Source organism: Blautia caccae, from assembly GCF_040095955.1.
GTDB lineage: Bacteria > Bacillota > Clostridia > Lachnospirales > Lachnospiraceae > Blautia > Blautia celeris.
In genome coordinates, this window is the sequence record NZ_JBBMFP010000013.1 from 90,672 (window position 1) to 101,503 (window position 10,832).

Sequence of the window (10,832 nt, forward strand, 5' to 3'; positions counted from 1 at the left end):
AGAAGGTTAGTATGGGAAAGTATAGAGTAGCGTATGCGACTGGTTCAAGAGCAGATTATGGAATAGTAAAAAATTTTTTAAGATTATTAGATAATGACAAAGATATTGAGTTTTCAGTATTGGTTACAGGCTCACATTTGGAAGATAAGTTTGGTCACTCTGTAGATATAATACGACAGGATGGATTTAAAATCGATTTGGAGATTCCGCTAAATATAGAGAATGACAGTAATGCGAATGTGATGCATTGCATGGCAACAGCTTTAGATTGTTTTGGAAATTATTTTGAAAATAATAAATTTGATTTATTAATTATACTTGGAGATAGATATGAAATGATGGCGGTTGCGATTGCAGCAGCTATGCAAAGAATCCCAATTTTGCATTTACATGGTGGGGAAGTTACATATGGCAATTATGATGAATTTATACGTCATTCTATTACCAAAATGAGTCAGTATCATTTTACCAGTACAGAAGAATATAGAAAACGTGTAATACAGTTGGGAGAAGATCCTAAAAGAGTATTTTATCTTGGGGCATTAGGGGCAGAAAATTGTTGCAAGATAGATGAAGAGAAAGTAATTGAAAAAGTAAAAGAACTTATTCCACAAAAATATTGGGTTGTAGCTTTTCATCCCGAAACACTAACTGATGTGAAAATGGAAGATCAGGTGAAAGAAGTATTGACTGCATTGCAGGAAAATATGAATGGAATGAGTGTTATTTTTATGGGGACGAATGCAGATACAAAATCTGATATCATACGTTCTTCATGGTTCAATTATGTGGATGAACATGAAAATGCGTATTATTATGAAAACTTGAATGTAGATTCGTTTTTATATTTAGTAAAAAATTCTGTGGCATTAATAGGAAATTCGTCATCTGGAATTATTGAAACACCGTCATTAGGAAGGTATACAATTAATATTGGAGATAGACAAAGAGGACGAGTACATGGTAACAGTGTTATTGATGTCACTTGCGACAGTAGTATGATCGGTCAGGCAATGAAAGAGATTACCGGGAAAAATGAAAAAATAATTAATCCGTATTATGTAGAAAATACTGCAGAAAATTATTATAAAAAGACAAAAGAAATTTTAGAAAATGGAACGTCCATTTTAAAGGAATTTTATGATATAGTCTAAAATTCAGTAGAAACAGAAGTGTAAAGCAGGAGGTATGCGAATATGAAAATTGCAGTTGCAGGAACTGGATATGTGGGATTATCCATAGCTACTTTGTTATCGCAACACCATGAAGTGATGGCAGTAGATATTATTCCAGAAAAAGTAGAATTAATAAACCAAAAAAAATCTCCAATTCAGGATGAATATATTGAAAAATATCTGTCAGAGAAGAAATTGCATCTAACGGCAACATTAGATGCAAAATCAGCGTATAAAGATGCGGACTTTGTAGTTATTGCTGCTCCCACAAACTATGACAGTAAGAAAAATTTCTTTGATACATCAGCAGTAGAAGCTGTGATCAAGTTGGTTATTGAATATAATCCAGATGCGATTATGGTTATAAAATCGACAATTCCAGTAGGATATACAGCAAGTATTAGAGAAAAATTTCATTGTGACAATATTATTTTTAGCCCTGAGTTTTTGCGTGAATCTAAGGCATTGTACGATAATCTATATCCGTCAAGAATTATTGTGGGAACGGATATTCAAAATGCTAGACTTGTAAAGGCTGCGAATACATTTGCCGGATTATTACAGGAAGGTGCTATTAAAGAGAATATTGATACTTTGATTATGGGATTTACAGAAGCGGAAGCAGTGAAGTTATTTGCTAATACATATCTGGCTCTCAGAGTATCATATTTTAATGAGCTTGACACATATGCCGAAATGAAAGGGTTGAACACACAGCAGATCATTAACGGTGTGTGTCTTGATCCAAGAATTGGATCGCATTATAATAATCCGTCATTTGGATATGGTGGTTATTGCTTACCAAAGGATACTAAGCAGCTTTTGGCTAATTATGAAGATGTTCCACAGAATATGATGTCTGCTATCGTTGAATCAAATAGAACCAGGAAAGATTTCATAGCAGATCGTGTTTTACAGAAAGCAGGGTATTATGCTTATGAAGATGAAAATACTTATGATGCTTCTATGGAAAAAGAGGTTGTGATTGGTGTATATCGTCTTACTATGAAATCAAATTCAGATAATTTCCGCCAGTCTTCTATACAGGGAGTTATGAAGAGAATCAAGGCTAAAGGAGCATCTGTTATTATTTATGAGCCAACATTGGAAGATGGAAGCACTTTCTTTGGAAGTAAGGTTGTGAATGATTTGGATAAATTTAAAGAGCAGAGTCAGGCAATCATTGCAAATAGATATAATGATTGTTTAGATGATGTGAAAGATAAAGTATATACAAGGGATTTATATAGACGGGATTGATACTATTTTGCATGGAGGAAGTAAATAATGAACATAGAAATGAATGAAACATACGCAAGAGATACTTCAACCGTATGGGAACATGAGATAATTAGTTCTGCATCGGATTTAAAAGAATGGATTAAATATGAAGGTGCGAAATATCCAAAGAGAACATTAGTGGGGGGGGGATTTCCGCTAACGGAAAACGATGCTATTTTTAAGTATCAAAAAAGACTTAGAAAAACGGAATATTACCTTAATACTGGGAAAAAATGGATGTACTATTTGAGCTTGGTCAAATTAAATAGATTAAGATTTAAATATGGTATGAAAGTTAGATTGAACAGTTGTGGAAAGGGGTTATGTATAGTTCACTTAGGCTCTATTATAACTAATGGAGATGTTGGTGAAGATGCAAGGCTATTTGTAAATTCTGCAATTGTATCAAATGGTGGTGGCGAAAGAGAACCAAGACTTGGAAATCATGTTACATTATTTACAAATGCAGTAGTATGTGGAGATGTCAAAATAGGAAACAACAATATTATAGGGGCTAATTCTGTTGTGACAAAAAATTTTGAAGAGTCCAATATTATTATTGCAGGAACACCTGCAAAAAAAATAAAGAATAGATTGTTAGAATAATATAGAATACAATGATAAGAATGGGGAGATTGAAATGTGTGGAATAGTTGGTTTTACTGGAACACAGCAGGCAGCACCTATTTTATTAAATGGTTTGTCTAAATTAGAGTACCGAGGGTACGATTCGGCTGGAATCGCTGTGCGAGATGGGGAGCGTTTGGCACAGGTGGTTAAAGCCAAGGGAAGATTAGGCAATCTGATTGAAAAAACAGATGAAGGAAAAGCACTGATAGGAACATGTGGAATCGGACATACACGTTGGGCAACACATGGAGAGCCAAGTCAGATTAATGCACATCCGCATGTATCTGGAAATTGTACAAGATCAGGTTCTGGAGAAGTAGAATCAGAAGTAGTTGGCGTACACAATGGTATTATTGAAAATTATACAGAACTTAAAGAAAAATTATTAAAGCAAGGTTATACTTTTTACAGTCAGACTGACACAGAGGTAGTAATTAAACTAGTGGACTATTATTATAAGAAGTATAATCTCGGACCGATTGATGCGATTGCAAAAACGATGGTTCGTGTGCGTGGTTCCTATGCCCTGGAACTTATGTTCAAAGATTATCCGGGAGAAATTTGGGTAGCAAGAAAAGACAGTCCAATGATTATTGGAGTGGCAGACGGAGAAACCTATGTAGCTTCTGATGTCCCGGCTATTCTGAAATATACAAGAAATGTTTATTACATTGGTAATCTGGAATTTGCCAGATTGACACCTGGAGAAGCTCATTTCTTTAACCTTGATGGGGATGAGATTGAAAAGCAGACAACAGAAATTAAGTGGGATGCTGAAGCAGCAGAAAAAGCGGGATTTGAACACTTTATGATGAAAGAGATCCATGAACAGCCGAAAGCAGTTCAGGATACTTTAAGTTCTGTCATAAAAAATAATGGTATTGATTTATCATCAGTTGAGATTACAGAAGAAGAGATTCAACAGTTTGAACAGGTATATATTGTTGCATGTGGTTCAGCCTGGCATGTTGGAGTGGCAGCGCAGTATGTGATCGAGGACTTAGTTGATGTTCCGGTAAGAGTGGAACTTGCATCTGAATTTAGATACAGAAAAATGCCAGTAAATAAAAATTCATTGGTTATTGTCATCAGCCAGTCAGGGGAAACAGCAGATACTTTAGCAGCTTTGCGTTTGGCAAAGGAAAAAGGTATAACGACTCTGGCAATCGTAAATGTTGTTGGCAGCAGTATTGCTCGTGAGGCAGATAAAGTATTCTATACTCTTGCTGGCCCGGAAATATCAGTGGCAACGACAAAGGCTTACAGCGCACAACTTGTGGCAATGTATTGTCTTGCTGTTCAATTTGCCAGAGTTAGAAATACTATTACAGAAGAACAGTATGGCAATTACATTACTGAGTTATTGACAATTCCGGATAAGATTCAGAAAATCTTGCAGGATAAAGAAAGACTTCAATGGTTTGCTGCGAAATATGCGAATGCTCATGATGTGTTCTTTGTGGGCAGAGGAATTGATTATGCGATTTCCCTGGAGGGCAGTTTAAAGCTGAAAGAGATTTCTTATATTCATTCTGAAGCATACGCAGCCGGGGAATTAAAGCATGGTACGATCAGTCTGATTGAGCCAGGAACATTAGTAATTGGTGTACTGACGCAGAGTGATCTTTACGAGAAAACCATCAGTAATATGCTTGAGTGTAAAAGTCGTGGTGCGTATTTGATGGGATTGACAACATATGGAAAGTATGAGATTGAAGATCAGGTAAATTTTGCAGTTTATGTTCCGAAGATAGATGAACACTTCGTGGGAAGTCTGGCAGTTGTTCCATTGCAGTTAATGGGATATTATGTCAGTGTAGCTAAAGGGTTGGATGTAGACAAGCCTAGAAATCTGGCAAAGAGTGTTACTGTGGAATAAGGAAAGAATGCTCTGGCACTGACAGGTGCCAGAGTGTTAGTATAATATGATTGGATTGACACGAAAAAAGGAGAAAGTATGAAAGTATGGCTTAAAGCAGGTGTGATTATATTTTATGTTTTGGGATATTGTTTTTTGAGAAAACGTATGCGGAGAGATGTAGTTAAATTATTTAAAGCATACATGCTATTGATGATTTTTTTGCTTTCGCTCTTGCCGGAACCATTTATATTGAAGCATTTAGGAGTAACACTTCGGGCAGACACCCTGGTGCTATGGATGGCAGGCATAGAGGCAGTGGATGCATGGGATGAATATAAGAGAGAGAAGAATAGAAATAAAAGCAATCATGACAGTGGTGTAAAGAAAAATGGGAAGAGCAAAAAAGAAACCAGAGTATGATCAGAACAGAATAATGGAGCAGTTCCAGAATTGTATCGTAGAGGCATATACTTCGGGAATAGCTGATGGAACAGGTATTTCGTTAAGGCAAGTGTCAGAAGAGTTTGGCATTACATTGATGAAAACACGAAAAATATTGATTACTGCAGGTATATATCATACTGAAAACAGTGAGCAGATTAACTCAATGCGAAAGCAGGGAATGAATATTCCGGAAATAATGAAAGCAACTGGTTTGAGTAAGTCATCTGTACACTCCTATCTGCCATATACCAAAATGATCTATAATGTAGATGAACTTAGTCTTTACGCAGAGCGTTGTAGAATGTACAGAAAAAGAAAGCAAGCTATTGAGCAATTACAGATATGCAAGGGAGCTTCCTTGGAATGTGTGGAGAAATATTTGTGGAGTACGATTGAAATTTTTTCAGGATATTCCTTTACAACGGTAAAAGGATTACGATTTCGATATGGTGTAAATGGAAATGAAATACAGATTAATCGAAAGAAAAAATCTATAACGAGAAGTAGTGTGAAAGTTGCTTTAAAAGCGACGTTAGAGAAGAACGGAAATATAAACGGACCGAAAAAATTAGGAGTATTCGGTGCCAGTTATTTGTATCCGATGTTCTTGAGATTTGGATTGATTGATACAGAAAGGAAATTGAATGGACATTTACCAGATATGGACAACATATAATAAGCAATGGTCAAGATATGAAATATTGGCTTTTACAGGAGTATTGATACTGGTATGTACAGCGATGGCAGTGTGTGTACATAGAAAGAAGTTGAATATAATTCAGGCAGCAGCAGTATTGGCGTTGGTGGTGTTCCTGGGAATTGTATTTGGATCAACTGTATTTACCAGGACGGGAACTATTCGTCAGTATGAATTAGTACCATTCTGGTCATGGAGAGATATTATTCGCTACCATGATTGGACGTTATTAAAAGAGAATTTGCTGAACTGCATATTGTTATTACCTGCCGGAGTCCTGCTTCCCATAATTGCAAATCATAAAGTGAAGTGGTATCAGGCTCTGGCTGTAGGAATATTGGTATCAGCAATAATAGAGGTCAGTCAGTTGATTTTTATGCGTGGTTTATTTGAATGGGACGATATGATTCATAATGGACTGGGATGTATGATAGGCTGCCTTTTTGCAAATATTTTCGTGAAAAAGAAAAATAGAGATTGACGAACGTATGTTCTAATAGTATAATCATAAATGTGAAAGGAAACAGGAGGTCAGCCCTGTTACCTGGCATGAAATCTATTGGATGAGCAACAGTAAAATACTGTTTCGGGATGGCTCGTCAAAACTCATCAGCGGTTTTCTTTCCCTTATCCGTATGAGTGATTTTATATTACTTGGAGGACTGGAGATGAGATCAGATTTGAAAACAGGTCATACGCAGAAAAATACAGAGAGAGCAGGACAAGCAGAAAAAGCATTATATTTATTGAATACAATCAGTGCTATTACAGATCGGGGAAATAATGCGGAGGTCAGACGCAAAAAGGATGGCTCTTTGACTGTATATGAAGTAAAAAAGAATATTGTAACCGTTTGATAAATTGGTATTGAGCGAAGGACTAATAGGAGTCAGAAACATTCGGAAAAAAGGATGTTCCTGGCTCCTTTTTTGTTATTCTGATTCAGATGTCTCTTTTGGTGCAGTAGGAGCAGTAAGGCAGTTTTTCAGGATGCATGATAACTCACGATCATCTTCGTGAAGAATATGGTATGTTTTTTCAAGGGAAGATACGTTAGATAATTTTGCCAGTTCCTTTATTGATGTTGCCAGCGGAATATCTTCCTTTAATGTGCCTTTCGGTAAAGCATAGTATACTTGAGCAATATTCAAATAATTTTCAAGATTTGTGCGGAAGGCTGGATCAAAAGATCCCTGTTTCAAAAGCGTATCTACAGTTTCTTTTTTAATAATAATATGCTTTTCCTGTATTCTGAGAAGCCCCTCGATTAATGATTGGGTATCAGGATCTATCACAGGATATTGCTGCATATTACATAAACAAAAGCGATGGATAGCTGGATGGCGGATACGTCCGGATGAAGCTGTAGCAGCACAACCTACAACACAGGCAAGTTCTTTGTTGTTGAGATTGCCATGATTGAAAACCATGAACCACATATCTCCGTATTTACTACAAACAAGTCGGCAGAACATCTGACTGTTAGAGGAATAGATTAACGTACCCTCGTAATGCTTGGAAAAAGGAGAACCCTCCGTAGTTAAATCTCCTGAATCAATATCGAGAATTGCAGAACATTCATGCATAGAATTGAAATCGCCCAACTTCAGGACTCCATGTACTAAAGTCTGGTCAGCATGGTCTTCTGGGTAAGCCGATGTTGGCAGATAAAACACATGGTAGTTTCCTGTATAACCGTTGTAAGCGGGATTGTCAATTTCATAGACAAGACGTTGCTGCCCATTCTCTGCTGATGTTTTTGCAATTTCGATGGAATGAAATACCGCATTTAAGTTTAAATCCAAACCATCACATACTTTTAACAAAGTAGATAATGTAGTAGAAGATGGGGTTTTAAACATTTTGTCAATCGTTCGAGGTGACATTTTTCCTGACTTTTTTGCACATATCTCTGCGAGATCACGAGAGGTCATGGATTTATCGACCATAATGGCTTCAATATAGGCGACGATTTTTTGGAGGATTTCTTGATTGTTCATGGTACAGGACTCCTTTCAGAAAAAGAGAAATTAATGGTTAAATCTATAGTATCACAAACAGAAAGAGATGAAAATAATAAAAGCGCAAAAAATTGCACAAAAAAATATTTAACATGCAATGGACTACGCTGTTAAATGATTGACACGCAAATAATGCAATTTGCACAAAAAAACGCACCATAACACATTAGTTATAGTGCATATTGACAATAAATGGCAGTAATGTTATAATGTAAAAGACCTACTCCCCTGGCAAGGGAGTAGACCTAAAAACCGCTTATACAGACAAAATCGACATCAACCCTCTGGTCTAGTCCGATTGGCAGTCGGATTTTATGGGCTTGGTGTCGGCTTTATCAGTACTATTTCATGTTGTACAAGACATCCGTCTAGAACCCGAATACTAATGTATCATTACTGAGCAATCGTTGATTCGCTCCCTCTAGCTCTATTTTCCATATGCCCATTTTTCAATGGTTATAGGAAAAGTTGTCAAATACAACGCTCATTAGTATATCATGCAAAGAAAATGAAGTCAAGTTTTTTTGATGATAAACATATTAAATTTGTGTGAAAAATATGTAAAATAGATACAATTTCTAAGGCTAATATAGCTTGGAAGACAGAGAAGAATGCGAGAATACATTATGAAGAAAAAAAAGAAGAAGATAGAAACGGTGCGTCTGATAACATTCGACCAGGCTGTTATCGACGTTGTGGGTGGAACTGTTTTAAGAAGAGAAATACTTGAAAATTTTATAGTAGCAAATAACGAAATGATGACGGTAGTTGGGGGAAACTCTCTGCTAAGATTGGGGAAGAATCTGGCAGCAGGAAGTTATGTGTTAAGGATAAACAGAGAAAGTTCGCTCTGGAAGTACTGTATGAGATGAAACCGTAGATGGTAAAAATCACTACCTTTTTCTAAACGGATAACAGATCTTGAAGGCCGGGATAGAAATGCAAGTCATTTTGTTCCGGCTATAATTCTCTTTATTTTTAAGAGATGAATATTCGAAATCTGTTAGAAGGGGGTGATCAAAATGGCATCTGACTGTGAAGTGCGGACTTTAAGTTCTATTGGAAGCGAAATTAAAAGCTGGTGTAAACAGAATAAAGTGAATCAAACTGAGTTAGCAGCGGCACTTGATGTCAGCACGATGACAGTCAGAAGAGTTTGGAAGGGAACGAAAGAATTAACTTCGGTTCAGATTGCAATAATGTTAGAGGTGATGCCCCATGTGACAGCGGACTTTTTTATTCCAACAGACATGGGGGAACGATGTATTGAGTATGCCCAGAATTTGAATAAAGGGTATCGTACTGAAATGCAACAGAAGGCGATTACCAATATAAAGAGTAAATGTAGTAAAAATGAGGATTTGGAGAGGAGGTTACAAGCAGCTATGAATTCAGTTATGGATATTGAAGATGTTAAAAAGAAAGAAATTATGGTGCAACAGATAGAACTGATGTTAAAAGCTGCTGCTATCTAAAATGAAAAAAATATATTTAAAAAGTTAAGCAATCATTCTGATGTCATATAGAATGGTTGCTTTTTTTATGTGTTTCAGATAGGAATCGAACAAATTTGTTCGGTGTAAAAATCAATTCGAACATAAGAGTTCAGATTTTTGAGGAAAAAATTGATAGGATTAGATTATCAAAAAGGAGGTAACAGATTATGAGCCGAGAAGAATATCTGGAATTTATCGCACATCAGCCCTATGACGCAATGGGAGATTTTAGTTTCCTGTTGGATGAAAAGTCTGATAAAGCTGAAAACACTACGGTAGAAAATGAAAACATGAACGCTGATTAATCTGCGTGCAGGGAGTGCCCTGTATAGCTGATTGATACATAAAGCAGCAAGGAGAGGCTTCGCAAGTCGCTCGGTATAAAAAAAACCGGGCAGATCGGAGTCTTTTTTTGCTGCTTTTTTTGTCTGCTGACAGCCCGGAGCCGAAAGGCAGAAAGGTGGTTGTCATGCTGACACTTAGAAAACTGAAAGAAATGGTGGAATCTCCAAAGAAAGGCGAAAAGAAACCGAGCTGTAAAAGTTTACGGGAGGGGAAATACCCGGTTGTTGCTCAGAAGATTATTAAGAACGAGGTAGGCGTAGTCACGATCACTGTTTATAAGAACGGATATGTGGTCTATCAGGCACAGAATCGAGTAACAGTATTTCCTATCGAAGATATTTCCGGTTATCGCTATTCTTCTGTGGCTGGAAATGGATATGGATGTAATCTGACGGAATCTTACTTTGAAGAGGCTGAGTGGTATCTGCGTTTTGTTCTTCGAGGAGAAGATCGCCTGAGCATCAATCTGGATAGCTGCAATCAGAAACGCTGTATTTCCTTATCTTCTGCTATGGAAGAAATGCAGCTTGGAGAGAGTGTGGCACCGGACATGGAGGAAATGATTGTTCAGCAGATGGTGACAGAAAACATGATGGATATGCTGACGGATAAGCAGAAAGAACTTATTTATGCTCTTTATTTTGAGAAACAGACTTATCAGGAATATGCCGATATTCATGGAATCAGTTCAGCAGCAGTCAACAACATGAGAAATAAGGCAGTTGCCAAGCTGAGAGCCAGTTTAGAAGAACTCGCAGAGAGTAATGAGAAAAAGAAACTGAGAAAAAAATAAAAAAGTTTGCAAAAGGGGTTGGTAAACACCCTCTGCCGAGCTTTATAGGTGAAGGGTTAATTCTTCAAAAAGAAAAAGCCCGGACTTGT

General features: G+C 36.8%; 13 protein-coding genes. 12 read left to right on the plus strand and 1 reads right to left on the minus strand.

From position 1 onward, the window contains the following. Positions 1-11 precede the first annotated feature (11 nt). The 8 genes from neuC to WMO65_RS15225 all read left to right on the plus strand — a co-directional run bounded on the left by neuC (position 12) and on the right by WMO65_RS15225 (position 6,945). A complete protein-coding gene (gene neuC, locus WMO65_RS15190) occupies positions 12-1,154 on the plus strand; it encodes a UDP-N-acetylglucosamine 2-epimerase (RefSeq protein WP_268806762.1) in 1,143 nt (380 codons plus the stop codon). 42 nt (positions 1,155-1,196) lie between these two features. Further along, the gene (locus WMO65_RS15195; RefSeq protein WP_117636414.1) at positions 1,197-2,435 is read left to right on the plus strand and encodes a nucleotide sugar dehydrogenase; all 1,239 of its coding nucleotides are present in this window, start codon (positions 1,197-1,199) and stop codon (positions 2,433-2,435) included. 27 nt (positions 2,436-2,462) lie between these two features. Further along, positions 2,463-3,062 carry an LbetaH domain-containing protein gene (locus WMO65_RS15200; protein ID WP_349064395.1) on the plus strand — a complete coding sequence of 200 codons (600 nt, stop codon included), beginning with the start codon at positions 2,463-2,465 and terminating at the stop codon, positions 3,060-3,062. A 34-nt stretch (positions 3,063-3,096) separates the two neighbouring features. Then, complete coding sequence (glmS, locus tag WMO65_RS15205) at positions 3,097-4,965, plus strand: glutamine--fructose-6-phosphate transaminase (isomerizing) (protein ID WP_349064396.1); 1,869 nt, start codon at positions 3,097-3,099, stop codon at positions 4,963-4,965. Positions 4,966-5,043: 78 nt separating this feature from the next. Continuing rightward, positions 5,044-5,367, plus strand: a complete 324-nt coding sequence (locus tag WMO65_RS15210) for a hypothetical protein (protein WP_118031469.1) — start codon at positions 5,044-5,046, stop codon at positions 5,365-5,367. Beyond that, positions 5,336-6,067 (plus strand): AraC family transcriptional regulator, encoded by a 732-nt coding sequence (locus tag WMO65_RS15215; protein ID WP_022004698.1) that lies wholly within the window; start codon positions 5,336-5,338, stop codon positions 6,065-6,067. Before WMO65_RS15210 ends, WMO65_RS15215 begins: the two co-directional genes overlap by 32 nt. Then, the gene (locus WMO65_RS15220; RefSeq protein WP_118031471.1) at positions 6,036-6,569 is read left to right on the plus strand and encodes a VanZ family protein; all 534 of its coding nucleotides are present in this window, start codon (positions 6,036-6,038) and stop codon (positions 6,567-6,569) included. The genes WMO65_RS15215 and WMO65_RS15220 overlap by 32 nt, the downstream gene beginning before the upstream one ends. A gap of 187 nt (positions 6,570-6,756) precedes the next feature. Then, on the plus strand, positions 6,757-6,945 hold the full coding sequence (locus WMO65_RS15225; protein ID WP_181977584.1) for a hypothetical protein: 189 nt from the start codon (positions 6,757-6,759) through the stop codon (positions 6,943-6,945). A 75-nt stretch (positions 6,946-7,020) separates the two neighbouring features. On the opposite strand, the gene WMO65_RS15230 is transcribed toward WMO65_RS15225, so the two are convergent. Next, positions 7,021-8,088, minus strand: coding sequence for a helix-turn-helix domain-containing protein (locus WMO65_RS15230; protein ID WP_349064399.1), 1,068 nt, complete (start codon positions 8,086-8,088; stop codon positions 7,021-7,023). Positions 8,089-8,735: 647 nt separating this feature from the next. On the opposite strand from WMO65_RS15230, the gene WMO65_RS15235 reads away from it, so the two are divergent. From WMO65_RS15235 to WMO65_RS15250, 4 genes are all read left to right on the plus strand, one after another. Then, a complete protein-coding gene (locus tag WMO65_RS15235; RefSeq protein ID WP_349064401.1) occupies positions 8,736-8,981 on the plus strand; it encodes a hypothetical protein in 246 nt (81 codons plus the stop codon). A 150-nt stretch (positions 8,982-9,131) separates the two neighbouring features. After that, positions 9,132-9,584: a helix-turn-helix transcriptional regulator gene (locus tag WMO65_RS15240; protein WP_055282548.1), complete on the plus strand. Its 453-nt coding sequence runs from the start codon at positions 9,132-9,134 to the stop codon at positions 9,582-9,584. A gap of 188 nt (positions 9,585-9,772) precedes the next feature. Beyond that, positions 9,773-9,910: a hypothetical protein gene (locus WMO65_RS15245; protein WP_349064403.1), complete on the plus strand. Its 138-nt coding sequence runs from the start codon at positions 9,773-9,775 to the stop codon at positions 9,908-9,910. 107 nt (positions 9,911-10,017) lie between these two features. Next, positions 10,018-10,743 (plus strand): RNA polymerase sigma factor, encoded by a 726-nt coding sequence (locus WMO65_RS15250; RefSeq protein ID WP_117650442.1) that lies wholly within the window; start codon positions 10,018-10,020, stop codon positions 10,741-10,743. Positions 10,744-10,832: the final 89 nt, after the last annotated feature.

Excerpts from the sequence above, each read along its gene's own strand:
- neuC (WP_268806762.1), top strand. The coding sequence starts at position 12 with ATGGGAAAGTATAGAGTAGCGTATGCGACTGGTTCAAGAGCAGATTAT.
- WMO65_RS15195 (WP_117636414.1), top strand. The coding sequence starts at position 1,197 with ATGAAAATTGCAGTTGCAGGAACTGGATATGTGGGATTATCCATAGCT.
- WMO65_RS15200 (WP_349064395.1), top strand. The coding sequence starts at position 2,463 with ATGAACATAGAAATGAATGAAACATACGCAAGAGATACTTCAACCGTA.
- glmS (WP_349064396.1), top strand. The coding sequence starts at position 3,097 with ATGTGTGGAATAGTTGGTTTTACTGGAACACAGCAGGCAGCACCTATT.
- WMO65_RS15210 (WP_118031469.1), top strand. The coding sequence starts at position 5,044 with ATGAAAGTATGGCTTAAAGCAGGTGTGATTATATTTTATGTTTTGGGA.
- WMO65_RS15215 (WP_022004698.1), top strand. The coding sequence starts at position 5,336 with ATGGGAAGAGCAAAAAAGAAACCAGAGTATGATCAGAACAGAATAATG.
- WMO65_RS15220 (WP_118031471.1), top strand. The coding sequence starts at position 6,036 with ATGGACATTTACCAGATATGGACAACATATAATAAGCAATGGTCAAGA.
- WMO65_RS15225 (WP_181977584.1), top strand. The coding sequence starts at position 6,757 with ATGAGATCAGATTTGAAAACAGGTCATACGCAGAAAAATACAGAGAGA.
- WMO65_RS15230 (WP_349064399.1), bottom strand. The coding sequence starts at position 8,088 with ATGAACAATCAAGAAATCCTCCAAAAAATCGTCGCCTATATTGAAGCC.
- WMO65_RS15235 (WP_349064401.1), top strand. The coding sequence starts at position 8,736 with ATGAAGAAAAAAAAGAAGAAGATAGAAACGGTGCGTCTGATAACATTC.
- WMO65_RS15240 (WP_055282548.1), top strand. The coding sequence starts at position 9,132 with ATGGCATCTGACTGTGAAGTGCGGACTTTAAGTTCTATTGGAAGCGAA.
- WMO65_RS15245 (WP_349064403.1), top strand. The coding sequence starts at position 9,773 with ATGAGCCGAGAAGAATATCTGGAATTTATCGCACATCAGCCCTATGAC.